This window comes from Tsuneonella rigui (genome assembly GCF_003958625.1).
Taxonomy (GTDB): Bacteria; Pseudomonadota; Alphaproteobacteria; order Sphingomonadales; family Sphingomonadaceae; genus Tsuneonella; species Tsuneonella rigui.
In genome coordinates this window covers 1-25,315 of record NZ_RSEL01000026.1, presented here as the reverse complement: position 1 = coordinate 25,315, position 25,315 = coordinate 1, and the positions used below count along the sequence as shown (strand labels likewise).

Annotated in this window: 34 protein-coding genes; 11 read left to right on the top strand and 23 right to left on the bottom strand. The window is 67.6% G+C overall.

What is annotated here, in order from left to right; all coding sequences use genetic code 11:
- Positions 1 to 121 precede the first annotated feature (121 nt).
- Positions 122 to 2,707, top strand: a complete 2,586-nt coding sequence (gene mutS, locus ELY12_RS11055; RefSeq protein WP_126176828.1) for a DNA mismatch repair protein MutS — start codon at positions 122 to 124, stop codon at positions 2,705 to 2,707.
- A 36-nt stretch (positions 2,708 to 2,743) separates the two neighbouring features.
- The gene (locus tag ELY12_RS11050) at positions 2,744 to 3,127 is read left to right on the top strand and encodes a hypothetical protein (RefSeq protein WP_126176768.1); all 384 of its coding nucleotides are present in this window, start codon (positions 2,744 to 2,746) and stop codon (positions 3,125 to 3,127) included.
- 10 nt (positions 3,128 to 3,137) lie between these two features.
- Here the strand turns inward: ELY12_RS11050 and ELY12_RS11045 are convergent, their stop codons facing one another.
- From ELY12_RS11045 to gluQRS, 5 genes are all read right to left on the bottom strand, one after another.
- Complete coding sequence (locus ELY12_RS11045) at positions 3,138 to 3,434, bottom strand: hypothetical protein (RefSeq protein ID WP_126176767.1); 297 nt, start codon at positions 3,432 to 3,434, stop codon at positions 3,138 to 3,140.
- Between the two features lie 53 nt (positions 3,435 to 3,487).
- Positions 3,488 to 4,357, bottom strand: a complete 870-nt coding sequence (locus tag ELY12_RS11040) for a 3-hydroxyacyl-CoA dehydrogenase family protein (RefSeq protein WP_126176766.1) — start codon at positions 4,355 to 4,357, stop codon at positions 3,488 to 3,490.
- A gap of 61 nt (positions 4,358 to 4,418) precedes the next feature.
- Entirely contained in the window at positions 4,419 to 4,985 is a 567-nt protein-coding gene (locus ELY12_RS11035) for a cob(I)yrinic acid a,c-diamide adenosyltransferase (protein WP_126176765.1), read from the bottom strand.
- Positions 4,986 to 5,004: 19 nt separating this feature from the next.
- Positions 5,005 to 5,232, bottom strand: a complete 228-nt coding sequence (locus tag ELY12_RS11030; protein WP_126176764.1) for a hypothetical protein — start codon at positions 5,230 to 5,232, stop codon at positions 5,005 to 5,007.
- 9 nt (positions 5,233 to 5,241) lie between these two features.
- Positions 5,242 to 6,069: a tRNA glutamyl-Q(34) synthetase GluQRS gene (gene gluQRS, locus ELY12_RS11025; protein ID WP_126176763.1), complete on the bottom strand. Its 828-nt coding sequence runs from the start codon at positions 6,067 to 6,069 to the stop codon at positions 5,242 to 5,244.
- A gap of 141 nt (positions 6,070 to 6,210) precedes the next feature.
- Between gluQRS and ELY12_RS11020 the strand changes: the two genes are divergently transcribed.
- Together ELY12_RS11020 and ELY12_RS14645 are read left to right on the top strand one after the other, a co-directional pair.
- A complete protein-coding gene (locus tag ELY12_RS11020; RefSeq protein ID WP_241229834.1) occupies positions 6,211 to 6,801 on the top strand; it encodes an HNH endonuclease in 591 nt (196 codons plus the stop codon).
- A gap of 231 nt (positions 6,802 to 7,032) precedes the next feature.
- Positions 7,033 to 7,515, top strand: coding sequence for a YkgJ family cysteine cluster protein (locus ELY12_RS14645; RefSeq protein WP_126176761.1), 483 nt, complete (start codon positions 7,033 to 7,035; stop codon positions 7,513 to 7,515).
- A gap of 8 nt (positions 7,516 to 7,523) precedes the next feature.
- Here the strand turns inward: ELY12_RS14645 and ELY12_RS11010 are convergent, their stop codons facing one another.
- From ELY12_RS11010 to dksA, 6 genes are all read right to left on the bottom strand, one after another.
- Positions 7,524 to 8,087 (bottom strand): YkgJ family cysteine cluster protein, encoded by a 564-nt coding sequence (locus ELY12_RS11010; RefSeq protein WP_126176760.1) that lies wholly within the window; start codon positions 8,085 to 8,087, stop codon positions 7,524 to 7,526.
- A 54-nt stretch (positions 8,088 to 8,141) separates the two neighbouring features.
- Positions 8,142 to 8,933, bottom strand: a complete 792-nt coding sequence (locus ELY12_RS11005; RefSeq protein ID WP_126176759.1) for a tryptophan 2,3-dioxygenase — start codon at positions 8,931 to 8,933, stop codon at positions 8,142 to 8,144.
- 123 nt (positions 8,934 to 9,056) lie between these two features.
- Entirely contained in the window at positions 9,057 to 9,446 is a 390-nt protein-coding gene (locus ELY12_RS11000; protein ID WP_126176827.1) for a DUF4112 domain-containing protein, read from the bottom strand.
- Positions 9,447 to 9,493: 47 nt separating this feature from the next.
- A complete protein-coding gene (locus ELY12_RS10995; protein ID WP_126176758.1) occupies positions 9,494 to 10,957 on the bottom strand; it encodes an ABC transporter substrate-binding protein in 1,464 nt (487 codons plus the stop codon).
- A gap of 59 nt (positions 10,958 to 11,016) precedes the next feature.
- Positions 11,017 to 11,394 (bottom strand): PilZ domain-containing protein, encoded by a 378-nt coding sequence (locus ELY12_RS10990; RefSeq protein WP_126176757.1) that lies wholly within the window; start codon positions 11,392 to 11,394, stop codon positions 11,017 to 11,019.
- A gap of 122 nt (positions 11,395 to 11,516) precedes the next feature.
- On the bottom strand, positions 11,517 to 11,972 hold the full coding sequence (dksA, locus tag ELY12_RS10985) for an RNA polymerase-binding protein DksA (RefSeq protein ID WP_126176756.1): 456 nt from the start codon (positions 11,970 to 11,972) through the stop codon (positions 11,517 to 11,519).
- Between the two features lie 271 nt (positions 11,973 to 12,243).
- Between dksA and ELY12_RS10980 the strand changes: the two genes are divergently transcribed.
- The gene (locus ELY12_RS10980; protein ID WP_126176755.1) at positions 12,244 to 12,573 is read left to right on the top strand and encodes an SEL1-like repeat protein; all 330 of its coding nucleotides are present in this window, start codon (positions 12,244 to 12,246) and stop codon (positions 12,571 to 12,573) included.
- Here the strand turns inward: ELY12_RS10980 and ELY12_RS10975 are convergent.
- The 5 genes from ELY12_RS10975 to ELY12_RS10955 are packed head-to-tail and all read right to left on the bottom strand — an operon-like array spanning position 12,570 to position 15,804.
- The gene (locus ELY12_RS10975) at positions 12,570 to 13,703 is read right to left on the bottom strand and encodes a GNAT family N-acetyltransferase (RefSeq protein WP_206435814.1); all 1,134 of its coding nucleotides are present in this window, start codon (positions 13,701 to 13,703) and stop codon (positions 12,570 to 12,572) included. The genes ELY12_RS10980 and ELY12_RS10975 overlap by 4 nt on opposite strands.
- On the bottom strand, positions 13,700 to 14,473 hold the full coding sequence (locus ELY12_RS10970) for a glycerophosphodiester phosphodiesterase family protein (RefSeq protein WP_126176754.1): 774 nt from the start codon (positions 14,471 to 14,473) through the stop codon (positions 13,700 to 13,702). The genes ELY12_RS10975 and ELY12_RS10970 overlap by 4 nt, the downstream gene beginning before the upstream one ends.
- Complete coding sequence (locus ELY12_RS10965; protein WP_126176753.1) at positions 14,445 to 14,906, bottom strand: RidA family protein; 462 nt, start codon at positions 14,904 to 14,906, stop codon at positions 14,445 to 14,447. The genes ELY12_RS10970 and ELY12_RS10965 overlap by 29 nt, the downstream gene beginning before the upstream one ends.
- Positions 14,903 to 15,574, bottom strand: coding sequence for an HAD family hydrolase (locus ELY12_RS10960; RefSeq protein ID WP_126176752.1), 672 nt, complete (start codon positions 15,572 to 15,574; stop codon positions 14,903 to 14,905). Before ELY12_RS10960 ends, ELY12_RS10965 begins: the two co-directional genes overlap by 4 nt.
- Positions 15,571 to 15,804, bottom strand: a complete 234-nt coding sequence (locus ELY12_RS10955; RefSeq protein ID WP_126176751.1) for a DUF3572 family protein — start codon at positions 15,802 to 15,804, stop codon at positions 15,571 to 15,573. Before ELY12_RS10955 ends, ELY12_RS10960 begins: the two co-directional genes overlap by 4 nt.
- A 101-nt stretch (positions 15,805 to 15,905) precedes the next feature.
- On the opposite strand from ELY12_RS10955, the gene ELY12_RS10950 reads away from it, so the two are divergent.
- Positions 15,906 to 16,274 carry a response regulator gene (locus tag ELY12_RS10950; protein WP_126176750.1) on the top strand — a complete coding sequence of 123 codons (369 nt, stop codon included), beginning with the start codon at positions 15,906 to 15,908 and terminating at the stop codon, positions 16,272 to 16,274.
- Between the two features lie 115 nt (positions 16,275 to 16,389).
- On the opposite strand, the gene ELY12_RS10945 is transcribed toward ELY12_RS10950, so the two are convergent.
- Together ELY12_RS10945 and ELY12_RS10940 are read right to left on the bottom strand one after the other, a co-directional pair.
- On the bottom strand, positions 16,390 to 16,689 hold the full coding sequence (locus ELY12_RS10945) for a GIY-YIG nuclease family protein (protein ID WP_126176749.1): 300 nt from the start codon (positions 16,687 to 16,689) through the stop codon (positions 16,390 to 16,392).
- 106 nt (positions 16,690 to 16,795) lie between these two features.
- Positions 16,796 to 17,338, bottom strand: coding sequence for a Pycsar system effector family protein (locus ELY12_RS10940; RefSeq protein ID WP_126176748.1), 543 nt, complete (start codon positions 17,336 to 17,338; stop codon positions 16,796 to 16,798).
- Positions 17,339 to 17,465: 127 nt separating this feature from the next.
- On the opposite strand from ELY12_RS10940, the gene ELY12_RS10935 reads away from it, so the two are divergent.
- A complete protein-coding gene (locus ELY12_RS10935; RefSeq protein WP_126176747.1) occupies positions 17,466 to 17,705 on the top strand; it encodes an acyl carrier protein in 240 nt (79 codons plus the stop codon).
- On the top strand, positions 17,705 to 18,955 hold the full coding sequence (gene spt, locus ELY12_RS10930; protein WP_126176746.1) for a serine palmitoyltransferase: 1,251 nt from the start codon (positions 17,705 to 17,707) through the stop codon (positions 18,953 to 18,955). Before ELY12_RS10935 ends, spt begins: the two co-directional genes overlap by 1 nt.
- A 30-nt stretch (positions 18,956 to 18,985) precedes the next feature.
- On the opposite strand, the gene ELY12_RS10925 is transcribed toward spt, so the two are convergent.
- Positions 18,986 to 19,828 carry a sterol desaturase family protein gene (locus ELY12_RS10925; protein WP_126176745.1) on the bottom strand — a complete coding sequence of 281 codons (843 nt, stop codon included), beginning with the start codon at positions 19,826 to 19,828 and terminating at the stop codon, positions 18,986 to 18,988.
- A gap of 51 nt (positions 19,829 to 19,879) precedes the next feature.
- On the opposite strand from ELY12_RS10925, the gene ELY12_RS10920 reads away from it, so the two are divergent.
- Positions 19,880 to 20,557, top strand: a complete 678-nt coding sequence (locus ELY12_RS10920; protein WP_126176744.1) for a Crp/Fnr family transcriptional regulator — start codon at positions 19,880 to 19,882, stop codon at positions 20,555 to 20,557.
- Between the two features lie 125 nt (positions 20,558 to 20,682).
- Here ELY12_RS10920 and ELY12_RS10915 read toward each other — a convergent pair whose 3' ends face one another.
- Positions 20,683 to 22,002, bottom strand: coding sequence for a S41 family peptidase (locus ELY12_RS10915; RefSeq protein ID WP_126176743.1), 1,320 nt, complete (start codon positions 22,000 to 22,002; stop codon positions 20,683 to 20,685).
- Positions 22,003 to 22,117: 115 nt separating this feature from the next.
- On the opposite strand from ELY12_RS10915, the gene ELY12_RS10910 reads away from it, so the two are divergent.
- Positions 22,118 to 22,585, top strand: coding sequence for an Lrp/AsnC family transcriptional regulator (locus ELY12_RS10910; protein ID WP_126176742.1), 468 nt, complete (start codon positions 22,118 to 22,120; stop codon positions 22,583 to 22,585).
- 4 nt (positions 22,586 to 22,589) lie between these two features.
- On the opposite strand, the gene ELY12_RS10905 is transcribed toward ELY12_RS10910, so the two are convergent.
- Genes ELY12_RS10905 through ELY12_RS10895 form a run of 3 tightly spaced genes read right to left on the bottom strand, consistent with a single transcriptional unit; the run spans position 22,590 to position 24,391 of the window.
- Positions 22,590 to 22,982 carry a hypothetical protein gene (locus ELY12_RS10905; protein ID WP_126176741.1) on the bottom strand — a complete coding sequence of 131 codons (393 nt, stop codon included), beginning with the start codon at positions 22,980 to 22,982 and terminating at the stop codon, positions 22,590 to 22,592.
- Between the two features lie 54 nt (positions 22,983 to 23,036).
- Entirely contained in the window at positions 23,037 to 23,747 is a 711-nt protein-coding gene (locus ELY12_RS10900; RefSeq protein WP_126176740.1) for a hypothetical protein, read from the bottom strand.
- The gene (locus tag ELY12_RS10895; RefSeq protein WP_126176739.1) at positions 23,744 to 24,391 is read right to left on the bottom strand and encodes a YqaA family protein; all 648 of its coding nucleotides are present in this window, start codon (positions 24,389 to 24,391) and stop codon (positions 23,744 to 23,746) included. Before ELY12_RS10895 ends, ELY12_RS10900 begins: the two co-directional genes overlap by 4 nt.
- A gap of 219 nt (positions 24,392 to 24,610) precedes the next feature.
- On the opposite strand from ELY12_RS10895, the gene ELY12_RS10890 reads away from it, so the two are divergent.
- Positions 24,611 to 25,279, top strand: a complete 669-nt coding sequence (locus ELY12_RS10890; RefSeq protein ID WP_126176738.1) for a hypothetical protein — start codon at positions 24,611 to 24,613, stop codon at positions 25,277 to 25,279.
- Positions 25,280 to 25,315: the final 36 nt, after the last annotated feature.

Sequence of the window (25,315 nt, the reverse complement as noted above, 5' to 3'; positions counted from 1 at the left end):
TGTCGCTGGCGGGTGCCGTAACGGAACTCTGCCAGCGGCAACAGGGGAAAGCGGAACGTGCCGCGTTCCGAATCGCCTGCCTCGCCGCTAACCCACTTTGGTGGCGGGCGGTTCGACTCCGATGATGGCGCAGTACCAGGCGCTCAAGGCGCAGGCCGAAGGCTGCCTGCTGTTCTACCGCATGGGCGATTTCTTCGAGCTGTTCTTCGACGATGCGAAGACCGCGGCACAGGTGCTCGACATCGCGCTGACCAGCCGCGGCGAGCACGACGGCGCGCCGGTGCCGATGTGCGGCGTGCCGGTGCATTCTGCGGAAGGGTACCTTGCGCGGCTGATCAAGGCGGGGTGTCGGGTGGCGATCGCCGAGCAGACCGAAAGCCCGGACGAAGCGCGCAAGGCGCGCGGATCGAAAGCCCTGGTCAATCGCGACATCGTCCGCTTCGTCACCGCCGGCACCCTGACCGAGGAAGCCCTGCTCGAGCCGCGCCGCGCGAACGTGCTGGCCGCAGTGTGCGAAGTGCGGGGCACTTGCGGTGTTGCCCAAGTCGACATCTCCACCGGCCGAATGGAACTGGAGGAGTGCTCGGCTGGCGACCTTGCGTCCGTCCTCGCCCGGTTGGCACCAAGCGAGACGGTAGCGCCCGACGAATGGGACGACGCGCCCGCCGACGTGATTCCTCGACCACGCGGAGATTTCGCCAGCGACGGAGGAACCGCCCGACTGTGCCGGGTGCACGGCGTGGCCACGCTCGACGGATTCGGGCAGTTCTCGCGTGCCATGCTGGCGGCGGCGGGTGGCCTCATTGCCTACCTGGAGCACGCGGGGCGCGGGAAGCTGCCGCTGCTCTTGCCGCCTGTCGCGCACGAGAGCGGCGGCACCCTGGCGATGGATGCCGCGACCCGCGCGAGCTTGGAAATCGTCGAGAGCAGTCAGGGCGGGCGCGCCGGATCACTGCTGGCGACAATCGACCGCTGCGTTACCGGCGCCGGAGCGCGCCAGCTAGCGGCTGACCTTTCAGCGCCGTTGACGGTCAGGGCCGCGATCGAGGAGCGGTTGGCGCTGGTCGCATGGTTGCACGACGACCCGCTGCTTCGCACCGACTTGCGCGCCGCGCTGCGCTCTCTCCCCGACGTCGGCCGCGCGCTAGGACGAGTCGTCGCGGGGCGCGGCAGTCCGCGGGATCTCGGCCAACTGCGCGATGGCCTGGGTGAAGCGCGCCGCATTCGCGATCACCTAGGAAGCAGGGCCGACCGGCCCGCCCTGTTGGACGCACTGATGCCCGATCTCGGCGGGCACGGTGCGTTGACCGACCTCTTCGACCGCGCGCTGGTACCTTCGCCCCCGACCGAGCGTAGCCAGGGCGGATATATCGCCGAAGGCTACGATGCCGCGCTCGACGACCTGCGCCGAACCTCGGGTAGCGCGCGACGAGCGATTGCTGCTCTCGAAGGCAAATACCGCGCCGAGACCGGCATCGCCGCGCTCAAAATCCGCCACAACGGCGTGCTCGGCTATTTCATCGAGGTGCCGGCCCGCGCGGCCGATGCGCTGATGGCGCCCGATAGCGGCTTCACGCACCGCCAGACGATGGCGGGCGCGGTGCGCTTCAACTCGCTCTCGCTCCATGAGGAAGCCAGCCGCATCGCCGAGGCGGGCGGGCATGCGCTCGCGGCAGAGGAAGCGCACTTCGAAGAGCTGGTCGGTGAGGCAGTCGCCGCGCGTGAGGCAATCGCCCGCACCGCCGCCGCACTCGCGCGGATCGACGTCGCCGCGAGCCATGCCGAGCGCGGTGCCGAAGGCGGCTGGGCGCGGCCGGCGCTGAGCGACGAGCCGGTGCTGCAGGTGGAAGGCGGTCGCCATCCGGTGGTCGAAGCCGCGCTCGCCAGCCGGGGCGAACGGTTCGTAGCAAACGACTGCACGCTCGCGCCGAACGACCGGCTGTGGCTGATCGGCGGGCCGAACATGGGCGGCAAGTCGACCTTTCTGCGGCAGAACGCGCTGATCGTTCTCCTTGCCCAGGCCGGAAGCTTTGTACCGGCGAGCAGTGCTACCGTGGGCCTGACCGATCGTCTGTTCAGCCGGGTCGGCGCGAGCGACAATCTCGCGCGCGGCCGCTCGACCTTCATGGTCGAGATGGTCGAGACCGCCGCGATCCTGTCGCAAGCGACCGAACGCTCGTTCGTGATCCTCGACGAAGTGGGCCGCGGAACCTCGACTTACGATGGCCTCGCGTTGGCGTGGGCGGTGGCGGAAGCGGTGCACGAGACCAACCGCAGCCGCTGCCTGTTCGCCACTCACTACCACGAGCTCGCCCGGCTGGCCGAGACGTGCGACGCACTGTCCTTACACCATGTGCGTGCCCGCGAATGGAAGGGCGATCTCGTGCTGCTCCATGAGCTTGCCAAGGGGCCGGCGGATCGCAGCTATGGTCTGGCCGTTGCGCGACTGGCAGGCGTGCCGCAGCGGGTGGTTTCGCGCGCCAAGGCGGTGCTCGACAAGCTCGAGAAAGGCCGGGCGCAGACCGGCGGACTTGCGGCCGGGCTCGGCGACCTGCCGCTGTTCGCCGCGGCGGCGGAAGCCGAGGAGGAGCAGTGCGACACGCTACGCGAGCGCTTGCAGGCGGTCGATGTCGACGCCCTGACCCCGCGCGAGGCGTTGGAGGTGCTGTACGAGCTCAAGCGCGAAGCGGGTTCAAGCGAAGCTTAACCAATACGGCGTAAGCTCGCGCGCATGCGTGGCTACATGTTCCGCAATCGCTGGTTTGCGCTGTTGTTCGTCGCCCTGACGCTGGCAGGCGTGACGACGCTCGTCGGGACCGAGAAGAGCCACGGCGCCCTGCAGGATGCGACCGACCAGATCGCGCAACAAAAGGCGCAGGCCGAGCAGCTGACCGGCGTTACGCAGGAGGTCTCACCTTCAGATGAATCTGGCGACAACGTCGTGATGGCCACGGACGAAGAATTAATTGACCCGGCTCAGGGTGAAGACCCGACCCCGATCGACGAATTCGCCACCGCCAATCCGCCCGATCCCGCAGAGATGTCGAACGATGTGGTGATCGTGTCACGCGACGTGCCTGGGCAAGCCCAGCCGCAAGCGCCGTCTCAAGCGCCGCCGCAGCAGTAGTTTCGGCAGCTCAGGTTCCGTCGGAACGCAGTTCAGGATCGGCCTTCTGGGCCTCGCCGTACTTGTCCTCGTTGTCGTCCATGGTTTCCTCGCCGTCGTAGGCGCCCATGTCGATCCGGCCCGAGCTTTCCATGTCGCGCATGTGATCGACCAGATCCTGCACGTCGCCACCGCCGACCTTGACGCTCGACGTCGGATCACCCTTGCGCAGCGCCCGGGCCTGATCGGCGACGGTCTGCGCCTGTTCCTGTTCGTCGTCCTGTTCGGAATTATGCGTTTCGGGGGCAAGGTTGGGGTCGGTAGCCACGGGCAATTCTCCTTTGCCCGCTTAACCGTCCTGACCGCCCCGCCGTTCCCGCGTCAGCGCGTCGGAACGGGCGCTTCGCCCGAATAGTCGTAGAACCCCTTCCCGCTCTTGCGGCCGAGCCAGCCGGCCTCGACGTATTTCACCAGCAGCGGCGCGGGGCGGTACTTGCTGTCGCCGGTCGTGCTGTAGAGCACGCGGACGATGTCCAGGCAGGTGTCGAGGCCGATGAAATCCGCCAGCTCCAGCGGCCCCATCGGGTGGTTGAGGCCGATCCGGCAGCCTTTGTCGATGTCGGCAATGCTGGCGGTGCCCTGGCCGAGCACGAATGCGGCCTCGTTGAGCATCGGGATGAGAATGCGGTTGACGACGAAGCCGGGCTCGTCCTGCACCTCGACCACTTCCTTGCCGAGCGCCTCCGCGAGCGCTCGGGTGCGGGCGATGGTCTCGGGCGAAGTGGCGAGGCCGGGGATGACCTCGATCAATCCCATCACCGGGACTGGGTTGAAGAAGTGAAGGCCGATGAAGCGGGCCGGATCGGGCGACCAGTTGGCCATCCGCGTGATCGGGATCGAGCTGGTGTTGCTCGCCATGATCGCATCCGGCCCGAGCACCTTGCCGGCGTTGCCGAAGATCGCCTGCTTGATCTTCTCGTTCTCGGTCGCAGCTTCGATGATGAAGCTCGCCTCGGTCATCGGCGCGAGCTCGGCGACCGGCTGGATGCGCGCCAGCGTCGCCTCGGCGTCGGCGATCTCGAGCTTGCCGCGACCGACCAGCCGGCCCAGCGCCTTGTCGATCCCGGCCTTGCCCCGTTCGGCGGCAGCGAGATCGACGTCAGACAGCAGGACCTTCATGCCGTGCTGCGCGATGATCTGGGCGATCCCCGCGCCCATCTGGCCCGCTCCGATGACGCCGACTGTTTGCATTCGCACAATTCCTTCGCACTTGCAGCAAAGGCGGCGGGTTAGCGAGCGGTGGGCGGCTTGCCTAGCGGTTTGCGCCGGGAATCCACGTCACGTCGCTGCGCCCCTCATCGTTGAGCAGGCGCGCGAGCTGGAAAAGATAATCTGACAGCCGGTTTACGTAGGCGAGTGCGGCCGGGTTGACCGAATCGTGCTCGCCAAGCGCCGTCATCGCCCGTTCGGCGCGGCGCACCGCCGCCCGCGCCAAGTGCACTCGCGCTGCGGCCTCGCTGCCTCCGGGAAGAACAAAGCTCGTGAGCGGAGTCAGCCGCTCGCTCGCCGCATCGATCCGCGTTTCCAGCCAGTCCGCCTGCGACGGGACGATCCGCAGGACCATCGCCGACGGGGTGAAGTCCTCGCCGGGAGTCGCGAGATCCGCGCCGAGATCGAACAGGTCGTTCTGGATACGGGTTGCGTCGGCACGGGCTTCACCCTCCAACGCAACGGCCGCGAAGCCCAGCGCGGAATTGGCTTCGTCCACTGCGCCGATAGCCTCGATCCGCGCCGAGTGCTTGGGCGCACGCGAGCCGTCGACCAGGCCGGTGGTGCCGTCGTCGCCGGTGCGGGTGTAGATCTTGTTGAGCTTGACCATCGGTCGGGCGAACCCGCCGTCAGCGCGCGATCATCATGATGACCGCCACCACCACGATCGCCAGCGCCTGGTACTTGATGCGGTTGAACATCATCTTGTTCTGCATCAGCTGCATGTCCTGCTGCCGCCGGCTGCCCGCCTCGATGTCCGCCTTGTGCGACTGCAGGAACGCGACGATCCCGCGCACCAGCGAGACGACCACCATGATCATGAGGACGACGAGGACGATGACGAGGAACGTGGTCATGCGGGTTATCTAGGCCTCCGAGAGCGAAATGCCAGCAGGGAAACGGTGCGCGCGCAAGGCGTCGGCGAGCGCACTGCCGTCCTCGCCCGCCAGCCGCCGCTCGTCGAGCCCGGGGGAGCCGCGCCGCTTGGCGAGCTTGCGGCCGTCGGGTTCGACCAGCAGCGAATGGTGGTGCCAGCGCGGCACCGGCAAATCGAGCAACGCCTGGAGCAGTCGGTGGATGTGGGTCGCCGCAAACAGGTCTCGCCCGCGCGTGACGAGCGTGACACCGTCCGCCGCATCGTCGAGCGTGACCGCGAGGTGATAGCTCGCCGGCGCGTCCTTGCGCATTAGAACGACATCGCCGAGCAGTTCAGGGCGCGCTTCCTGTGGTCCCGCAACCTCGTCCTCCCACGAGAGTGGGCCGGTCAACCGAAGCGCGCGGCCGACATCGAGCCGCCACGCCGCTTCCGCCGGATCAGCCGATCGCCCGCGACAGGTGCCGGGATAGACTGGTCCCTCCGGGCCGCGCTTGCGTGCAGCAGCGGCAATCTCAGCGCGCGTGCACGAGCAAGGATAGAGAAGCCCCATCGTCCGCAGGCTCTCGGCTGCCTCCTCGTACCGCGCCAGCCGGGCGGATTGCGCGGCGACTTCGGTCCACTGGAGCTCCAGCCAGGCGAGATCGGCGCGAAACTCCGCCGCCAACTCCGACCGGCTGCGCGTTCCATCGATATCCTCAATCCGCAGCAGGAACCGGCCGCCCCGCTCCTGCGCCAGATCGTGCGCGACGATCGCCGAATAGGCGTGGCCCAGGTGCAACGGCCCGTTGGGGCTAGGGGCGAAGCGGGTGGTTTCCATGCGCGCGCAGCCCTATCGCACCGGCCCCAGAGGCCCAACCGCTGTGGATTCCATGACCGTCACCGGGTTGACGCACAAATCGGCAAATGCTCCGATAGCGTCAATCGGAGGGCACCGCGCAACGTGTTCAATGCCGAACTGATCGAGCGGACCGCCCGCTTCCGCACCGCCGAGGAAGACCCGGCGCGCAGGCTGGAAAGCTGCCCCGCGCTGGTGCTCAACGCTGACTACACGCCGCTGTCGTACTATCCGCTCAGCCTGTGGCCATGGCAGACCGCGATCAAGGCGGTGTTCCTCGAGCGGGTCGACATCGTCGCCAGCTACGAACGCTGCGTCCACTCGCCCAGCCTCGACATGCAGATCCCCAGCGTGATCGCGCTCAGGCAGTACGTGAAGCCCAACGAGTTTCCCGCCTTCACCCGCTTCAACCTGTTCCTGCGCGATCGGTTCGCCTGCCAGTACTGCGGGAGCGAAAAGGACCTGACCTTTGACCATGTCATCCCCCGCCGCCTCGGCGGGCGGACGACGTGGGAGAACATCATCACCGCCTGCGCGCCGTGCAACATGAGGAAGGGCGGCCGCACCCCGGTCCAGGCCCGGATGCACCCCGCGGTGCGCCCGATCCGCCCGACCAGCTGGCAGCTTCACCAGCACGGCAAGGCCTTCCCGCCGAACTACCTCCACGAAACCTGGCGCGACTGGCTGTACTGGGACATCGAGCTGGAGGCCTGACCCCAACTTGTCACACTGACCGGGGGTGTTTTTTGAAACTCCGCCGACTGGATTCGGCACGCAGAATCAATAGGTTGCAGCGAATTTGCGAGTAATTCTTGTCACTTTCGCGAATCGTCCTTCGATGAGCGGAGACCGGGACATGGCCGACATCTTGTCACACTCTGTCCGCTGTAGGACAATGGCAGCGCCGGCCATCTGATCGGCAAAATCGCAAGGTGCGAGCCGACGATGGATCTGCAGTCTGACCTGCCACCCCTGTGCGTAACATGCGGGGTGTGTTGCACCGATGCCTTCTTCCGATACTCCTGCGTGACGCCGGAGGAATCAGCGCGAATTCACTCGCTGGGATTCCCCGTCGAAAGGGAGGACGGTCGGGAAATATTCTCTCATCCGTGCACGCGGCTGTGCGGCGCATCATGCACCGTCTACGAGCAACGTCCTGCCACCTGTCGCGAATTCCGATGCACTACCCTGAGCGCGCTCGAGGAAGGCGCAATTGACCGTCCGGAAGCCGACCGCCGGGTCAGCTTGCTGAGGGCAGCAGTGCAAGCCGTGCGCCAACTCCTTCCCAAAGAGGAGAAAATCTGGGCGCTCCGGGCTCGGCTCTATGCGGACCCCGCCGCGGCCCCGCAGACGCGCTTGGCTCTACTTTCGATGGATATTCTGGCGGATCGATACTTCAAATTGAAGGGCCGGCGCTTTTTCTCCTGAAGCGGTGCCTACCGAACCCGATATCCCCCATTGGCCAATCTTTCGATGCCAAGATCATCGGTCCGCACCTTGATGGCCATGTAGCTTCCGTCAGCCATCTGTCCGGACAAGACAATTTCATCTTCCGAGACTATTCCCATGTCCACGTCCTTGTCGGGAAGGATGACGAACATGCGGCCCGCGACGGTCACCACCAGTTGCTGCCCGGGGTTCCGGGATGCGTGCCGGGCCCAGGTCTTGAGGTCGGAATAGTAGGGCTCCGACTTCCACACGTTGGGCATACTGGGATCGACATGGATGGCCATGCGCGTATCATTTTCGGCGACGATCACCATCTTGCATCTGGCAGGAAACCAGTGATCGCCCGCCATCGGCCAGTGGAGATAGCCGCAACCGAACGCGGCGCATGACGGTGGCCTGTCGCGATAGATCGAGCAACCGCTGCCCTTGCTGACGTGCCGACACCAGGAGCCGCCCGGCTTCTGCAGCTCTTTGATCTCCATGAGCTTGCAGCACATGCTGCACTGGCCGCATTGCCGGCCCAAGATCGGCGTGTCGCTGATGACTGCCATGAGATGTGACTTTGCATTGTCGTTTGCAGTGAGGGGCTAGAAGCGTCGGGCAAATCAGATCGCCGTCCGTACGCTCAGCAGTTCGGGAAAGAACACCTGCTTCAGCACGCCTTCGAGGTACGGCACGCCCGCCGTCCCGCCGGTGCCGCGCTTGAAGCCGATGATGCGCTCGACGGTCTTCAGGTGCCCGAAGCGCCAGCGCTGGAAGTGGTATTCGAGATCGACGAGCTTTTCGGCCAGCTCGTAAAGGTCCCAGTAGTCCTCGGGCTCGCGATAGATTTCCGCCCACGCGGCCTCGACCTCGGCTGACGGCGTCCACCCGCCGCGGTGATCGCGTTCGAGCACCGCGTCTGGAATGCGGAAGCCGCGGCGGGCGAGCAGGCGGATTGCTTCGTCGTAGAGGCTCGGGCGATCGAGCTCGGCGCGCAGGGCCGCGGCCACCTCGGGGGTCGCCTCGTGCATGGTCACCATGTCGGGATTGCGGCCGCCGAGGAGGAACTCCATCAGCCGGTACTGGGCGCTCTGGAAGCCGCTGGAGCTAGCAAGGTGCGGGCGCACCTCGGAATAGTCGGCCGGGGTCATCGTGCTCAGCACGTCCCACGACTGGATGAGCTGGTTCTGCGCGCGCGCTACCCGGGCGAGCATCTTGAACGCGGGCCGCAAGTCATCGGCGGCGATCTCGGCGCGGGCGGCATTGAGCTCATGCAGGCACAGCTTGAGCCACAGCTCGCTCGCCTGGTGGACGATGATGAACAGGAGCTCGTCGTGCGCGGCGCTGGCCGGGTGCTGCGCCGAGAGAATGCAGTCGAGGTCGAGATAGCTCGAATAAGTGACGTCGCGGGGCATGCGCCCTCATACGCCAAACTCTCCCGAGCCGTCATCCCCGCGAAAGCGGGGATCCATCACCCAGCCGGTTGGAGATGGGCCCCCGCTTTCGCGGGGGTGACGAACAGGGGGGTTGGCTTTGGCTCAGCCCTCGATCGTGCGTGTCGCGGGGTGATGCTTGTCGAGGTGCCGCTTGACGATCTTCAGGTTGCGGGTGTTCGACCTGAACAGGAAGTCGACCGCGTCGCCCACCACCGGGATCGCCCCGACCGCGGTATCGACCGCGACATTGCCGGTCATCCGCCACAGCTTCCACCTGGGCAGGCCGAGGTTCTTCGCCTCCCACACCAGCCACATGCCCATCGCAGCGGTCACGAAGTCGCCGACCACCGGCACCAGGCCGACGATCGAATCGAGCCCGACGCGGTAGTTGACCCCGGGAACGGTGAAGCTGTTCTCGAGCAACTGCTCCATCGCCTCGATCCGCCGGCGGACCGAGGTCGCGTCGGTACCGATCGGCAGGTCGATCCCCATGGGTCGCGCGCGGTTCGGCTCGTTCAAGGGCACTCTCCTTCAGCGGATCATGTGGGGCCGAGCGCGAGCGGCAACAAGGGATGCAGCGCCCAGCGGTTCTCCGCGAACCCATCGATGTCGCCGCGCACCAGCGACCAGCGCACCGGCGCGCCGAGGGGGATGAAGTTTTCCATTGCGCTCACGCGCTCCTCTGCCTCGGCCAGCATCGTCAGCCGCGCGACCGGATCGGACTGGGCGGCCGCGTCGCGGACGAGCTCGTCCGCTTCGGGCGAGCACAGGGTTCGCCGCACCGTGCAGGCGAACTGGTTGAGATACCACGGCCGTCCGCCGGTGCGGGCGAGCGCGTCGAAAAACTCGAGATCGGCGGGCTCGCCGTCTCGCGCACGGACCGCGGTGACGCCGATCTGGCTCCAGCTTTCGGCGAGTTGGCCAAAGAGGAGGTCGGAGCCGGGCCCTGCGGGCAGAGACACCCGCACCGAGGCGTTGGCGAAGCCCGCAATCCGCCGCCGTGCCTCGCCGCGCCGCTGCTCGATCGTCAGGCCCGCCCACCGCTCGGGGGCATTTCCCGCGACCGCGGAGGGCACCAGCCGACTGCTCGGCGTCCAGCCGGCGACGTTGAACGGTGCGAGCAGGGTTTCGCGATCGATCGCCATCGCCAGTGCTTCGCGGCGGCGCGGATCGGCGAGGAGGCCATCGGCGCGCACCACCCGCAGGCCCATCAGGCCTTGCGCTGCGTCGAGCCGCACCGTCCCGCGCGACAGCGGGCCGGTGTCGGCGCGGGGAAGATCGGCCAGCCGACCGTCGAGCACGAGATCGACCTGACCGTTGCGAAATGCGGCGACCGCCTTTTCGGCCGGCAGCGCGCGCACCGCGAGGGCGCGGGTGCCCTCCCGCCAATCCTCACGCGTGGGCAGGCCGCGCGCTTCGGGCGGGAGGAGCGCAAGCTGAGCGACCGCGCCATCGCGCTGCAAGGTCATCGGCCCAGCGCCAACGCCCTTGTGCAGCACCCCCAGCTCCGGCTGGGCAAGCAGTTGCAGGAAATCCGGCATCGGGCTGCTGAGGCGCACCTCGATCACCCGCCCGGTCATCGCGCGCACTTCGGACACCGGCGCGAGATCGAGGCCGAGCGAAGTACCGGAGAGCGAGCGAAGCGTTCGCTTGAGCTGGTCGCGTACCTCTTCGGCGGCGATCGGCCGCCCGTCGAGCCAATCGGAATTGCGCAGGCGGAAGATGTAGCTGAGCCCGTCCTCGGTCACGATCCAGCGCTCGGCGAGCGCGGGCACCACCTCGCCCTGCGCATTGAGCGCGACCAGGCCCTCGGCCGTCGCGGCCCTGAGTTGCTGCGCCGGAGCGGGCAGGCGCAGGCCGCGCGCAAAAAGGGAATCGCTCGGCCCGATGAAGGCGACTTGCAGCGCCTCGCCGTCATCCTTCGATCCGCAGGCGCTCAGCGCGACGGTGAATGGCAGGATCAGTGCGGCCAGGATGGCTAGCGGGCGCGGACGGCGAAGCATCCGGGCTGTGCTAGCAGGTCATGAGTGGCGCGTCAGGGGGGACCCGCCGAGCGGCGCGCTCAGAGCTTGCGCAGCGGCCCCCGTTCGAACGTCTGACCGTTGGGCAGGATCGAGGCAGGACGCACGAACCGCGGCGTGTCCAGGTCACCGCCCCCGACCGCGGTGCGCGGTGCCCGCGGATCGATCTCGCGCGCGAAAGCGATGCCGAAGCGGTTGTCCTGCACCCAGGCCACGCTGCCCTCGACGACAGGAAGATTGCGCAGCTCGACGCTCACCCGCGCACCGCGCAGAACCGCGACGTCGCCTTCGGCCATCATGCCGCCCGCCGAGAGATTGCGCACCTTCACCCGATGGCTCGCCGAGTCGCCCTCGAGACGCACTTCGGCCATCAGGAACAGGCTGTCCCGATTGATATGACGCGTATCGACGGCGGACATCGCGCGGGCAGTTCCTCTCAAAAAACAATCGCGTGCACGCAGCGGACTCCGGCCGCGCTGGCATTACCGGCGGATTTACGCTGAATCGGCTAAGGAAAGTTTAAGTCGGAAGGCCCTGCGCGTCAGTCGTCGCGGGAGATTTTTTCGCGCCGTTCGTGGGCTTCCTGCGCCTCGACCGTCATGGTCGCCACAGGCCGCGCGATGAGGCGCTTGAGGCCGATCGGATCGCCGGTGACCTCGCAATAACCGTACTCGCCCGCGTCGATCCGGCGCAGAGCGGAGTCGATCTTCGAGATGAGCTTGCGCTGGCGGTCGCGGGTGCGCAGCTCGATACCCCAGTCGGTCTCGCTCGAGGCGCGGTCGTTGAGGTCAGCCTCGCGGATCGGGCCGTCCTGCAGCGACTGCAGCGTCGCATTCGCGGCGGACAGGATCGAGCGTTTCCACTCGAGCAGCAGCAGGCGGAAATAATCCTGCTGCGCCGCGCCCATGTACTCTTCGTCGTCGGACGGGACGTAGTCGTCGGCGAGCGCGCGCCGCGCCTTCTCCAGTACGTCGATGTCGCTAGCCACAGTGGCCATCGATGTCCTCTCAAACCGCTTCGTTGGCGGGCCCGTGATCCCGGAATTTATCCGGTGACTCAGTCGCCTCCGTTCAGCGTTGGCGCGCCTATAGGGACGGCTCCGGGTGGGCACAAGCATGCTTTCCGGCTGGCGCGCCCTAGCGGGGCGAAACTTAAGGTGGGCCGAACGCACCGTCACTTTTCGAAAGTCTCGTTAACGGTTTGTTGACCATAAAGGGCTGAATTCATTCCAACGGCAGCGAGGGGGCTGGCCGGGGGGGGAATTCGACATGGAACTGATCAAGATCGAAGGGAGCGCGGCGAAACCGGCATCGGCTCCGGCGGGCGACCTGTTGGTGGCGCACTGCTTGGCCGCCGCGGCGCAGGGCGATACCTCGGCGCTGTATGATCTCGGCGTGGCGTTCTCGACCGGTAGCCACGGCGTCGCGTGCGACCTCATCGAAGCGCACAAGTGGTTCAACCTCGCCGCCGCCAAGGGGCACGAGGAAGCGTCGTGGTGCCGGGCCGACATTTCCGACGAAATGACCGCCCGCGAAATCGCCGAAGCCCAGCGCCGGGCGCGCGAGTGGCTGCTGGCCGGCGAACGCCGCGCGGCCTAACCTTTGCGGAACGGAGTCCGTTCCCCGAGCCATTCGGCGTCGACCGCGACTCCCTGGCGTTCCCGCTCGAGGAAATCGGCGACCGCCTTGCGGAAACCGCGATCGACGATCCAGTGCGCCGAGGTGGTCTGCACCGGTTCGTAACCGCGAGCGATCTTGTGCTGGCCCTGCGCGCCGGCTTCGACCCGGGTGAGGCCGAGCTCGATCGCGGCGTCGATCGCCTGATAATAGCACAGCTCGAAATGGAGGAAGCGCCGGTCCTCGACGCAGCCCCAATAGCGGCCGTAGAGCGCCTCCGACCCGATAAAATTGAGCGCCCCCGCGATCGGCCGCTCGCCATCGAAGGCCAGCACCAGCAGGATCCGTTCGCCCATCCGATCCCCAAACAGGTCGAACGCTTCGCGGGTCAGGTAAGGGCTACCCCATTTGCGGGCGCCAGTGTCCTGGTAGAACTGCCAGAACGCGTCCCAGTGCTCGGGCCGGATGTCGGTGCCGGTGAGGCGGCGGATGGTTACGCCTTCCTGCGCGGCGGCGCGTTCCTTGCGGATCGCCTTGCGCTTGCGGCTGGCGAGTTGGTCCAGGAAGTCGTCGAAGGTCGAATAGCCGCGGTTGGTCCAGTGGAACTGGAGGTCGCGCCGCAGCAGCCACCCATCGCGCTCGAATATTTCCGCCTGCGCCGGCTCGATGAACGTCGCGTGCGCAGACGAGAAGTGGTTTGCCTCGGTGAAGTCACGCGCAAAATTGAGCAGCAGCCCGCCGATGAACGCGTCCTGGGTGAGGATCCGCGGACCGGTCGCCGGGGTGAACGGCACCGCGATCTGCAGCTTGGGGTAGTAGCGCCCCCCGGCCCGCTCCCAAGCGTCGGCCCAGGAATGGTCGAACACGTACTCACCCTGGCTGTGTCCCTTGAGGTAAGCGGGCAGCGCGGCGGTCAGGCGGCCGCCTTCCTCGATCACCAATGCCGCGGGAAGCCAGCCGGTGCCTTCGCCCACGCTGCCCGAATCCTCCAGCGCGGAGAGGAAGGCGTGGCTGACGAACGGGTTGCCGCCGTCGGTCAGCGCGTCCCATTGGGCAGCGTCAAGCTCGCCGACCGAGCCGGCCATGCGCGCGACCAATTCGCCTTCGCTCACGCCAGCCCCGCTCCTTCGGCGATCGGCGCGTCGGCATGGAGCGCCGCACGCTCGCGCAAAGCGGGCGAGCGCACGGTCCAGGTCAGCAGCGGCAGGCCGCGCGCCTGTTGGGCGGACGCGAACCGGCTCGGCAGATCGCGCACGTCGTAGGCGAGGAACTCGGGCTTGCCGTGCCACAGCGTGCATTGGCGCTTGAGCCAACCGCGCAGGCCGCGCGAACTTTCTTCGGTCACGACCAGCCCGCGAACCGGCCCGGGCGAGTTGGTCCTGAACCATCTTGGCACGCGTGGATCGAAGCTCATAACCGCAACGTCACCGGCATACCCCTCCAATGCACGGTGCACCGCGAGGCAAAGCGGGATCGGGCTACGGTCCTTCTTGGACTTGACCTCGATCAGCAGCGGCACCCGCCCGGCGACTTGCGCGAGCATCCGCTCGAGTGTCGGGATACAATCGCCTGTGCCCCGTAAGGGCACCTGCTCGAGCTCAGCGGCATCGCGCTTGGCGACCCGGCCGCTCAGCGGCGTCAGGCGTTCGAGGCTCCAGTCGTGGAACACCATCGCACGGCCATCGCGGCTCTTCTGGACATCGCACTCGATGCCCATCCCGCGCGAGATCGCCTCGGCAAAGGCGCTCGGCGAATTCTCGACCACCTGCTCGTCGTGCACACCGCGGTGCGCATATTCCTGTCGGCCCAGCCAGGCGACCCGCGTCGGGTCGGGCGCGGGCGCGAGCAGCGCGTCAATCAGCGCGAATGGCGACAATCGCATCGACCTCGACCGCGGCGCCCAGCGGCAGGACCGGCACGCCGACCGCGCTGCGGGCGTGCTTGCCCGCGTCGCCGAACACTTCGGCCATCAGCTCGCTCGCGCCGTTGGCGATGCGCGGCTGGTCGACGAATTCGCCGGTAGAGTTCACGAACGCGCCCAGCTTGATCACCTGCTCGACCCGGTCGAGCGAGCCGAGCGCGGCCTTCAATTGCGCCAGGATCATCAGCCCGCACGCACGAGCCGCCGCGATGCCGTCCTCAAGCGGCACGCTCTCGCCGAGCCGGCCCTTGACCAGCTCGCCGTTCACGAACGGGAGCTGGCCCGAGACGTAGGCGACGCCGCCCGAGACAACCACCGGCACATAGGCCGCCACCGGCGCCGCCGCCTGTGGCAGGGTGATCCCGAGTTCTTCCAGCTTTGCTTCGATCGTCATGCGATTTCCTCGTTTGCCTTACCGCTGCGCTGCTTGAGGGCAGGGTCTTCTCTTGTGACTTCGCCCATCAGCCAGGGCAGCGCCTCGTCCCAGCTATCGATCCGCGCGTGCGCGTCCCCCGCCTGGTGCGCGCAGGCGATACGCCCGGCCAGCGTCGGCTCGCCGCACAGGTGCAGGCGGCGGACGTGCGGCACATGCTCACCGACCGATTTGTGATGCTGCGCCAAGTCGTCGATGAACACCGCGCGGCTCGGCGTGAGCTCGTCGATGATCGCCTTCAGCGCCGGGCCCTTCGGCCCCTGGTTGGTGAACACCCGCGCGTTGATGCCGACATTGGCGAGCTGCTCGGCACGCATGTCGCGGTGGCGGTCGGTCAGGTTGGTGAGGATCACCACGTCGGCGTGCTCGCTGAGCGCATTGATCCCCTCGACCGCGCCGGGGATCGGGTTCTGCCGGTGCATCTCGGTATCGAAGAAACCGCGCAGGAAGCCCCAGATCTCGGCGGGCTCGACCAGCTCGCCGCTCTCCTGCCAGCGCATCGATTCCGCAAAATCGTTGCCGACGAGGTTGAAGTTCACCCCCTGCCCCTCTTCCAGCCACGCCTTGAAGTGCGCCACCATGTAGAGCAGCACCTCGTCGCAGTCGGAGATCACCAGCGGGCGGCTCATCGGGCCAGCTCCTCGCGCGCGGCGACCAGCCGTTCGGGCGGCACGTTGAGAGCGTCGGCGGCGAGCACGAGGTCCGGCTCATGTCCGGCGAGATATTCGAGCACCGCGCCCAGCACCGCGCGGTCGGTCAGCTGGTCGCGCAGGATCTCCGGCGTCAGCCCGGTGAGCGCGAGCAGGCGGTCGGCGCGCTCCTGATCGGCCAGCACCCAGCCGAGCGCGGACAGCGCCAGGGTGTCGGCATCTCCGGAATGATGTGTAGCGTCGGCGGTGATTGTCAGCGTCCTTGATGGGCCTTAAGCGCGGGCCCGGGCATTCCGGGAGCGCCGCCGCAGTGGCAAAGAGAATTCTCGTTGTCGAGGACAACGACCTCAACCGCAAGTTGTTCTGCGACGTGCTGCGCGCCAGCGGGTTCGAGGTCGAGCCGGTCGCCGACGGCGAGCTGGTGCTGAACGCCGCGCGCGCCTTCGCGCCCGACCTGGTGATCATGGACATCCAGCTCGGCACCGTCTCCGGCGTCGACCTGATCACCGCCATGCGCCGCGACGCAAGCCTGCGCGATACCCCGGTGCTGGCAGTGACCGCATACGCCGGCAAGGGAGACGAGGACCGCATCCGGGACGCGGGGGCGACGGGGTATTTGTCGAAGCCGGTGTCGATCGGGCCATTCATGGCGGCGGTGCGGGGGTTGGTGCCGGGTTAGGACGAGCTGACCCCGTCCGATCTACGTCGCCCCGGACTTGATCCGGGGTGGTGCTGCCTTGGCGACGTGGCAAGAGAAGCACTGGCCCGGATCAAGTCCGGGCCGACGGAAGGGGTTAGGTCAGGTGTTCAAACAGGTCGTCCCAATCGGGGTTGGTCTTCTCGATCAGGTCGAACTTCCATTCCCGACGCCAGCGCTTGAGGCGCTTTTCGTCCTCGATGCAGTCTTCGATCGAGTCGCCGCGTTCCGCCCAGACGAGCCGGGTGATGCCGCGACGGGCGCAGTAGGCGGAGCCGTTGCCGTCGCGATGTTGGACCATGCGAGCAGCGAGGTCGCTGGTCACTCCAACGTAGAGTGCGCCGCGGAACCGATCGGCGAGGATGTGGACCCAGCCGCCCTTCGTTTCTCGATCCATAGTTCAGCCAGAAGAAAAGCGACAGGCCCCGGTCAAGCCCGGGCCGACGATTGTAGGGTTTACTTATGATCCTCGTCAGCCCGGACTTGATCCGGGCTTGTGCTTACTACCGCACCCACATCTCCACCACGAACGACCCCAGGGTCACCACCAACCCCACCACAAACAGCCGATAGGCGATCGCCAGGAAGCGGTATTTCTTCCGCCGCAGAACCTGGCCGTTCTGGTAGATGTCGTGGAGCATGGTGCGGAACACCGCCTCGTCGTCGCGCAGGCGGTCGAGCACTTCCTCGGTCCACTCCGCCTCGTCGCGCGCGGCGAAATGACCGAAGAACAGCCGGTTCGCGCCCTGCGGCTCACCCTTGGGGGAGACCGACGGCAGCACCGCGATCACGGCGCACAGCGAGCTTAGGAACGCGAACAGCGCGAGGATCGCGAGGCTGACCGGCAGGTGTCCCGAGAACGCACGGCTGACCGCGATCGAGAACACCAGGAAGCTCGCGCCCATCAGGATCGACGCCTTCTGGTCCGCCATTTGCGATAGCTGCAGCGTCTGTTGCTGGGTGGTGCGCACGAGGTGGATCGCGTGCAGCGAATAGGCCGAGGTGCCGTACTGCGAGCTTGCCGGTGCCGGCGTGTCGTGGTCCATTCCGCGCGTCCCCTCCCGTGGCCCTTGGACTTGCCAGCGGGGCGCAATCTTGACAAGCGCGCTGCCGAGCCGCTTTTCCGCCGCATTGCCGTGGCACTCGCGCGGCCAAAACAGGACACTCAAATCCATGGACCGAGCCGAAGTCGACGCCCGCATCCGCGCCATCGTCGAGCCGTTCAACAAGAAGGGCACCGAGATCGACGAGGACACGACCTTCGCGGGCGACCTCGAATTCGACAGCCTGACGGTGATGGATTTCGTCGCCGCGATCGAGGACGAGTTCGACATCATCATCTCGATGAACCAGCAGGCCGAGATCGAGACCTGGGGCAACCTGGTCGATGCCGTGACCGAGACCCAGAACTGATGAGCGAAGGCATCGACGAGCCCGACCGCCCGGAGGCGCGCGCCGGAGAGGGGCGCGACCTGTTCTCCAAGTTCGACGACCTGATCGCCATGCGCGAAGGGCTGCTGTCGACCGGACAGGAGGATCCCTTCAACCTGGTGATGGAGAAGGTCCTCTCCCCCACCCGCGCGATCTGCAACGGGCGCGATACGATCCTGCTCGGCACCTACAACTACATGGGCATGACGTTCGACGAGGACGTGATCGCCGCGGGCAAGCAGGCGCTGGAAGACTACGGTTCGGGCACCACCGGCTCCCGCGTGCTCAACGGCACCTACTCCGGCCACAAGGCCTGCGAGGAAGCGCTCAAGGAGTTCTACGGGATGGGCCACGCGATGGTCTTTTCCACCGGCTACCAGGCGAACCTCGGGATCATTTCGACGATCGCGGGCAAGGGCGACTACATCGTCCTCGACATCGATAGCCACGCCTCGATCTGGGACGGCTGCGCGATGGGCAACGCCGAGGTGGTGCCGTTCAAGCACAATGATATCGAGGCGATGGACAAGCGCCTCGGACGGATCCCCGAAGGCGCGGGCAAGCTGGTGGTGCTGGAGGGCGTCTATTCGATGCTCGGCGACATCGCGCCGCTCAAGGAGATGATCGCGGTCGCCAAGAAGCACGGCGCGATGGTGCTGGTCGACGAGGCGCACTCGATGGGCTTCATCGGCGAGCACGGGCGCGGGGTGGCCGAGGACCAGGGCTGCCTAGACGACGTCGATTTCGTGATCGGCACCTTCTCCAAGTCGGTCGGCACGGTCGGCGGCTTCTGCGTTTCCAACCACCCGAAGTTCGAGATCATGCGGCTGGTGTGCCGGCCCTACGTGTTCACCGCCAGCCTCCCGCCGAGCGTGGTGGCGACCGCGGCGACCTCGATCCGCAAGCTGATGCACGGCTCCAACAAGCGCGCGCACTTGTGGGAGAATTCCAAGCGGCTGCACCAGGGGCTGACCGGGCTCGGGTTCGAGCTCGGGACCAAGGAGCCGCAGTCGGCGATCGTCGCGGTGATCATGCCCGATCTCGAACGCGGCGCGGCGATGTGGGAAGCGCTCCTCAAGGAAGGCCTCTACGTCAACCTCGCCCGGCCCCCGGCGACGCCGGCCAACATGACCCTGCTGCGGTGCTCGCTGTGCGCCGAGCACTCCGCCGAGGAAGTCGAGACCATCCTCGGCATGTTCGAGCGCGCGGGCAAGGCGGTCGGGATCGTATAACCGCCCCCGACCGCCCGCCGCTCGGGTAGATCACGCGGCTCTGACGGCCGCCTCCTCTCCCGCGGAAACCGTCACCTTGTTCTCCGGAAACACCGGCCACATCAGCTGCTGGCCGAGCGTCGCGGGCGCGAGGTTCTCGACCCCGTAGCTCGTGGGATAGCTGCGGGTGATCCGCGCGGTGCCGAACAGGACGTCCCAGAAGAACAGCAGGTTGCCGAAGTTGCCGCGGTAGTGGACCGCCGGGTCGTCCTCATGCCGCCCGTGGTGCGCATGGTGCGTCGCCGGCGTCGAGATGGTGCGCTCGACCACCCACATGACCGGGCTCAGCCACTTGATCCGGTAGAGCGGCGCGTCCCACGCGACATCGCTGTGCGCGCCGATGATGACCGCCATCTTGACCACGACATAGCCGGCATAGACCCAGCCGAGCCCGAGATAGACCAGCAGCCCCGACAGCCACAGGCCGGGCATCATCGCGTAATAGAACAGGTTGTTCCGGTACACGAGGCGCACCGACATGTAGCGCCCGTCGTGATGCGCGCGGTGCAGGTTGTAGAGCCAGTGGGTCATATGGCTCGCGCGGTGCCACCAGTACTGGGTCATGTCGTCGAGGACCAGGAACAGCGCCAGTCCCGCGAGCGCGTTGAGGTTCGTCAGCGCCCCGGCCCACTGCGGCGCCAGCCAGTGCGCGATGGCGCCGCTGGCGAACACGATCGCCGGCTGGGTGACCGCGAGCAGCATCGTCATGCTGACGGCCTCGACCACCGCATCGTCACGGGTCTGCTCGGGCTTCGCAAACAGGTTCGACCGCGCGAGTTCGAGCGCGGCGAAACCGAAGTAGATCGCGAGGATGGCGATGGTGCTGGCTGGCATGCGCGGTTCTCCTTCTCCCGCGACTCAAATAGCGGTATCGGCGAGTGCGAAATGTCCAGAACCCGACAATTCACACCCGGCCGCTCGCTCCTCGTGCCGATGCTGTTCGATGCGCTGCCCGAGAGCATGCGGACGGCGCTGGTCGCCGCCTCGCCCGCGCGCAGCTTCGCGGACGGGCAGATCATCCAGCACAAGGGCCAGGCGGCGGGCGGCTTCTGGTTGATCGACGAGGGCGCGGTCTCGGTCGGGCAGTTCACCGCCGAGGGCGAATTTCGCGCGGTCGCCCTGCTCGGCGCGGGCGATTCCTACGGCGAGCTCGCGGTGCTGTCGGGCCAGCCGCGGATCGTCGACGCGGTCGCGCGCGGGGAGGCGCGGCTGCGCGCGATCGGAGCCGCCGCGTTCGAGAGCGCGCTGGCTGCCGATCCCGCCGCGATGCGCGCGCTGCTCGGGGCGCTATCAGCGCAGTTGCAGGAGACGCTCGATCTCCTGGCGCACACCCGGCGCGGCACCGTCACCCCGCGCGCGGCGGCGCTGATCGCCAACCTCGCCGGCGGCAAGGCGGGCGCGGTCACGGTGACCCAGCAGGAGATCGCCGACCTCCTCGGCGTCACCCGCGCGACCGCCAACGGCGCGCTCGCGGAACTGGAGGCGAGCGGGCTAGTCAAGCGCGGCTATGGCGCGCTCAGCGTACTCGATCCCGCGCGTTTGCGGCTGCTCGCGATCGGCTAGCCGACCTCTGGCGAGGCGGAGGGAGAGGGGCCGTTGGGGACACATTGGCCCCTCTCCCAGGATCCCCGCAAGGCCGCGCCCTGCGGGGTGCCCTAACCCTCTCCGTCGCGGGAGAGGGTATCTCGTCAGCCCTTCGGCGAGCGCTGCGCGGGGCGGCCGGGGAGGTCGCTCTCGACCGCCACGATGGTGCCGCCCTCGCGGATGAAGCGGAACGTCTGCTGCGGTACCGTTTCCGGCACGAACGAGTCGGCTCCGACGGCGATCAGCTTGACGGGCGGGGCGCCCTCGCGCGCGGTGGTCAGCGCGCCGCTGGCATCGACCGCGATCGTGCGCGGGCCGTAGGTGCCGGCGTAGGCGGTCAGCGGCATGCCCGGATCGACCGGGGTCAGCTGCGCGCGGTAGAAGGCGGCGAGGCGGGCGTCGGTGTCGCGCTCGTCCTCGGGTGCCTTGGCCGCCAGCGCGGTCGTCGCTTCGGCCTGGGCGCGCAGCAGAGCCTGGTCGGCGGGGACCGCGATGGCGGGCGCGATGCCGACTTGCTCCCAGTCCTTGCCGGTCACCATGTGCACCGCGCGGCCATAGGAGATGCTCATGACGTAGCCGCCGGGCAGCGGCACGAAGGTGTTGTTGAAGCCCCCGCCGCCGGTGGTCTCGCCCACCAGCGTGCCGAACTTGAACGCGGAGACGTGGTCGGAGAACTCCTCGGCGGCCGAGAAGGTGCCCTTGGAGGTCAGCACGTAAACCGGGCGGTCGGCGAGGGTGAACGGCACCGCGCTTGTCTTGCTGACCGTGCCGGGATTGCCGCGCGATTCAAAGCGCATCAGTTCGGTGTCCGGCGGAAGGAAGTAGCTCGCGAGCGCGCTCACCGCCGCCGCGTCGCCGCCGCCGTTGCGGCGCAGGTCGATAATCACCGCATCGCCGCCGCGCAGGAACTGCGCCGCGGTTGCCATCGCGTCCTTCGCCGCGGGCGTGCCCCACATGAAGCCGCGATAGTCGAGGTAGCGGATGTTGCCGGGCAGCACCTCGAGCTTGGTGACCCCGCCGTTGGCGACAACGATGTCGCGCTGGAAGCTCGCCGGCAGTTCGCCGCCGTCGTCATCGTCATCGCTCGGCGGGTTCGCGGCGAGGATCGCGGCGCGCTGCGGGTCGTAGCGCATGCCGAGGTGCCCGTCCTTGGTGACGCCGTGCATCACCTCGTTGACCTTGGCCGCGAGCGCGTCGCCTTCGAGACCATTGAACGTGCCCTTCGCCTCCGCCGCGGCGAGCGCCGCGTCGAGCTTGGCGCCGGTTTCGGGGATCACGTAGATATCGGCCACCCGCTTGCGCGCTGCGGCGATCACCTCGGCGGTCGTCGCCGCGGCGGGCGCAGGCGCGTGCTGGGCCGAGGCGGCCGTGGGCGCGAGCGCGATCAGCGCGGCGCAGGCGAGCAGGCGGGGCAAAAGGGTCAAGGCTGTCCTCCCAATTCGTTGCCGCACTATCTAGCTTGGCGGCCACGCGCGTTGCGGGCAAAGATGCGGGCGTTATTGCCAAATCTCCGCACGACGAGGGCCGGGTTCGAACGAAATGCGCGACTGGGATCGCTATGATCGGCAGCTGCTAGCCCTGCTGCAGGAGGATGCCTTGCGCACCGCCGAGGATCTTGCGCGCGATGTCGCGCTGTCGCCGTCGGCGATCGCCCGGCGGGTGCGGCGCATGCGCGAGGACGGCACGATCGTCGCCGACCGCGCGGTGGTGGCGGAGAAGATCGGCCCGTTCCTGTCGGCGATGGTCGACGTCCAGCTCGACCGCCACGCGCTCGAGCCGGTCGAGCAGCTCCTGCGCAAGCTCGAGGCGCGCCCCGAAGTGCAGACGATCCTCGAGGTTGCGGGACCGTTCGACCTCCTCGTGCTGGTGGTCGTCGCCAACATGGACGCGTTCAACGCCTTCGCCGACGCGATGCTCGGATCGGACCCGGCGGTGCGCCGCTACGAGACCCGCTTCGTCAAGCGGCGGCGCAAGTTCACCACCGCCTGGCCGATCTCGCCGGTCTGAAGGCCTACTTAGACCCGCGGCGCGGGCAGCGCGGATCGCCGGGGCAATCGGGCAGGTTGCGCGAGAGCGGGCCGGCCTCGTCTTCCTCGTCGCGCACCGGCCCCACGCGGTTCGGACGGCGAATGCACAGGCCTTCCGCAGGCGCCAATTCAGAACAGCGGATCCACAGCGAGGGCTGGCCGACGGGAGTGACGCGGACCCGCTGGGTCAGGCGGTCATAGGACACCGCGCTCCCGTAGGTCTCGGCCAGGTAGGCGAGGTCCCGAATCACGAACAGCGGCTCGCCCTCTGCGTTCTCAACCGTGGCGGTCTCCTTCGCCAGCTGGAGCACAGGCGCCACGGCCGGCGCGGCGGCGATGGCCGACAATGCGGCGAGGGCGAGGAATGGGCGGATCATGATGGCTAAGCTCCTGACTGCGCGCCAATTAACGCGAGCCGAACCGGCGGCCGATCACAGCCACGGATCACCAGTCACGCCTGCCGTCCGACAGCGCGCCGACATCCAGCCATTGTCCTTGAGGTACGCCTCATCGATCGCGCGCGCGGCGCAGGTCATCCGCCGATCTCCGTCGCCGAAGAATTCCAGGGTCACGATCGGCTCCAGGCCCTTGCCCGCGAGCGTCGTGGCGGCAGCGTCGGCATCGGCGAATTTTGCGCAGTCACGGCCTTCGCAGTTCCACTCGACCAGCGGGAATCCGGCGGTCAGCGCCTTCACCCCGCCGCCGGGCACGTCGAGTGTGGTCTCGCCCAGCTCGGTCACCTTGAGGCCCGGCAGCGCGACGCAGCGCGCGCCCGAATCGCATCCGCTGGCAAGCTGGTCGTCGTCGCCGAAAACCGGGGTCAGCTCGGTGCCGAAGGCGAAGCGCGCGTCGAGGCCCTTGAACGCCAGCGCGCTCTTCATCAGCACGTCCCCGTGCGCGCCGTCGGCGGCGTTGATCATGGCGAGGCGGATGGCGAAGTTGAGCACCGCCTGGTCGCCCTCGCCGTCGCGGTAGAGCAGGACCTGCTCGGGCGGCTGGACGATTACCTCAGCTCCGCGCACCGCGTAGAACGCATTGATGATCGCCAGCGTGACCGACATGATGAAGCCCGCCGCGCCGAGCGTGAGCCATTGCGGTTTGGACAGGCGCCGCCGGGCGGGCGCGGGCGCGGCTTCGCTCATGCCGCGCGGGTTTCGACCGTGGCGGCGGCTGCCGAGCACTTGTCGCTCGCCTTGTCGTTGCCGCCCGAGAGCATGGTGATGGCGATGAAGCCGCCAACCACCAGCACCACGAAGCCGATCGTGACGAGCCCAAGGTACTTGTCGATGAAGCGCTTGATCGGCGCCCCGAACAGGCGGAACAGCACGCCGACGATCATGAAGCTGATCGCCCGGCTCACGATGCTGGCGAGGATGAACGGCACCAGCGGCATGGCGATGAACCCGGCGGTGATCGTCAGCAGCTTGAACGGGATCGGGGTGGCGCCCTTGATCATGATGATCTCGGCCCCGTACTCGCGCAGGTAACAGGCGGCGACCGGGAAGCTCTCGGTCATGCCGAGCGCGGCGAGGAGCTGGGTGCCGACGGTATCGTAGAGCGCGTAACCGATCGCGTAGCCGAGCAGCCCGCCGGCCACCGAAGCGATCGTAGCCACCGCGGCGAAGCGGATCGCCTTCTTCGGCTCTGCGAGGCACATCAGGCCCAGCAGCGGGTGCGGCGGGATCGGGAAGAAGCTCGCCTCGACGAACGCGAAGAGCGCCAGCCACCATACGGCGTGCCGGTGCGCGGCCTTCTCCATCGTCCAGTTGTAGAGGCTGCGCAGCATTGAGGGTCCCTCTCCCGTGGTCGGCAGCGTTTAGGGGAACGCTTGGTCAGGCACAATCCGCCGCCATTACGAACCTATTTGGTTTTTTCTGCTTGACATCGTCACGCTCTTTGGTTACACAACAGGAACATCGCGATAGTGTGATTCGAACGGGCGGCGCTCCTTGGAGCCTCCGCCCGTTTGCGTGTCCGCATCGCAGGGGACGGGGATCGACGACCGATGAAGGACCAGCAGGAAAGACCGGCGCCCGTCTGGGCGACCCGCTTTCTCGACGCCCTGCGCGCGGGACGCAGCGTCAACGAGGCGACGCGCGATGCCGGGGTGACCAACGCCACACCGTATCGCAGGCGCAGCACCAATGACGCGTTCCGTGCCCAGTGGGACGCGATCCAGCCGCTCGACGCGCGCAAGACGAGGCGCACGGGCCGCAGGGCCCCGCGCCACGCAGCGAAGATCGCGCGCTTCCTGGAAGAGCTGGCTATCACCTCCAACGTCGCCGCCGCCGCCGCGGTGGCGGACCTACCGACGAGCAAGGTATACGCCCTGCGGCGAACCGACCCGGATTTCGCCAAGGCGTGGTACGCCGCGCTCGCCGAAGGGTACGACAACCTGGAGATGGAGCTGCTGGCGCACTTGCGCGGCAGCGAGATCGGCGTCCCCGCCGAACCGCCCCGCAAGTTCGACACCGCCACCGCATTGCGCTGCCTGACCGCCCACCGCGAGAGCGTGGCGCGCGAACGCGGCCGGCGCACGCTCGCCGACGAGGTGGCGACGATCGCCGCGATCAACGCCAAGATCGACACGCTGCGAGCACGGGCCAAGGAAGGTGAGGCCGCCATCCGCGCCGCGCGCAAGGTCGCCAAGCGGGGCCGCAATGGCAAGGCGTAAGCCCTCGCGCGGCGCCTGGCTGCGCCGCCCCGGCCC

Bases quoted from the DNA above. Each gene is read 5' to 3' on its own strand.
- mutS (WP_126176828.1), top strand. From the start codon at position 122: ATGATGGCGCAGTACCAGGCGCTCAAGGCGCAGGCCGAAGGCTGCCTG.
- ELY12_RS11050 (WP_126176768.1), top strand. From the start codon at position 2,744: ATGTTCCGCAATCGCTGGTTTGCGCTGTTGTTCGTCGCCCTGACGCTG.
- ELY12_RS11000 (WP_126176827.1), bottom strand. From the start codon at position 9,446: ATGGGGATCGACCTGCCGATCGGTACCGACGCGACCTCGGTCCGCCGG.
- ELY12_RS10970 (WP_126176754.1), bottom strand. From the start codon at position 14,473: ATGCGATTGTCGCCATTCGCGCTGATTGACGCGCTGCTCGCGCCCGCG.
- ELY12_RS10890 (WP_126176738.1), top strand. From the start codon at position 24,611: ATGAAGGACCAGCAGGAAAGACCGGCGCCCGTCTGGGCGACCCGCTTT.
- ELY12_RS11010 (WP_126176760.1), bottom strand. From the start codon at position 8,087: ATGGCAGTCATCAGCGACACGCCGATCTTGGGCCGGCAATGCGGCCAG.
- ELY12_RS14645 (WP_126176761.1), top strand. From the start codon at position 7,033: ATGGATCTGCAGTCTGACCTGCCACCCCTGTGCGTAACATGCGGGGTG.
- ELY12_RS10945 (WP_126176749.1), bottom strand. From the start codon at position 16,689: ATGGATCGAGAAACGAAGGGCGGCTGGGTCCACATCCTCGCCGATCGG.
- ELY12_RS10895 (WP_126176739.1), bottom strand. From the start codon at position 24,391: ATGCTGCGCAGCCTCTACAACTGGACGATGGAGAAGGCCGCGCACCGG.
- ELY12_RS11035 (WP_126176765.1), bottom strand. From the start codon at position 4,985: ATGGTCAAGCTCAACAAGATCTACACCCGCACCGGCGACGACGGCACC.
- ELY12_RS10900 (WP_126176740.1), bottom strand. From the start codon at position 23,747: ATGAGCGAAGCCGCGCCCGCGCCCGCCCGGCGGCGCCTGTCCAAACCG.
- ELY12_RS10980 (WP_126176755.1), top strand. From the start codon at position 12,244: ATGGAACTGATCAAGATCGAAGGGAGCGCGGCGAAACCGGCATCGGCT.
- ELY12_RS10910 (WP_126176742.1), top strand. From the start codon at position 22,118: ATGCGCGACTGGGATCGCTATGATCGGCAGCTGCTAGCCCTGCTGCAG.
- ELY12_RS10960 (WP_126176752.1), bottom strand. From the start codon at position 15,574: ATGAGCCGCCCGCTGGTGATCTCCGACTGCGACGAGGTGCTGCTCTAC.
- ELY12_RS10995 (WP_126176758.1), bottom strand. From the start codon at position 10,957: ATGCTTCGCCGTCCGCGCCCGCTAGCCATCCTGGCCGCACTGATCCTG.
- dksA (WP_126176756.1), bottom strand. From the start codon at position 11,972: ATGGCCACTGTGGCTAGCGACATCGACGTACTGGAGAAGGCGCGGCGC.
- ELY12_RS11005 (WP_126176759.1), bottom strand. From the start codon at position 8,933: ATGCCCCGCGACGTCACTTATTCGAGCTATCTCGACCTCGACTGCATT.
- ELY12_RS10925 (WP_126176745.1), bottom strand. From the start codon at position 19,828: ATGCCAGCCAGCACCATCGCCATCCTCGCGATCTACTTCGGTTTCGCC.
- gluQRS (WP_126176763.1), bottom strand. From the start codon at position 6,069: ATGGAAACCACCCGCTTCGCCCCTAGCCCCAACGGGCCGTTGCACCTG.
- ELY12_RS11030 (WP_126176764.1), bottom strand. From the start codon at position 5,232: ATGACCACGTTCCTCGTCATCGTCCTCGTCGTCCTCATGATCATGGTG.
- ELY12_RS10905 (WP_126176741.1), bottom strand. From the start codon at position 22,982: ATGATCCGCCCATTCCTCGCCCTCGCCGCATTGTCGGCCATCGCCGCC.
- ELY12_RS10990 (WP_126176757.1), bottom strand. From the start codon at position 11,394: ATGTCCGCCGTCGATACGCGTCATATCAATCGGGACAGCCTGTTCCTG.
- ELY12_RS10935 (WP_126176747.1), top strand. From the start codon at position 17,466: ATGGACCGAGCCGAAGTCGACGCCCGCATCCGCGCCATCGTCGAGCCG.
- spt (WP_126176746.1), top strand. From the start codon at position 17,705: ATGAGCGAAGGCATCGACGAGCCCGACCGCCCGGAGGCGCGCGCCGGA.
- ELY12_RS10965 (WP_126176753.1), bottom strand. From the start codon at position 14,906: ATGACGATCGAAGCAAAGCTGGAAGAACTCGGGATCACCCTGCCACAG.
- ELY12_RS10920 (WP_126176744.1), top strand. From the start codon at position 19,880: ATGTCCAGAACCCGACAATTCACACCCGGCCGCTCGCTCCTCGTGCCG.
- ELY12_RS11040 (WP_126176766.1), bottom strand. From the start codon at position 4,357: ATGCAAACAGTCGGCGTCATCGGAGCGGGCCAGATGGGCGCGGGGATC.
- ELY12_RS10940 (WP_126176748.1), bottom strand. From the start codon at position 17,338: ATGGACCACGACACGCCGGCACCGGCAAGCTCGCAGTACGGCACCTCG.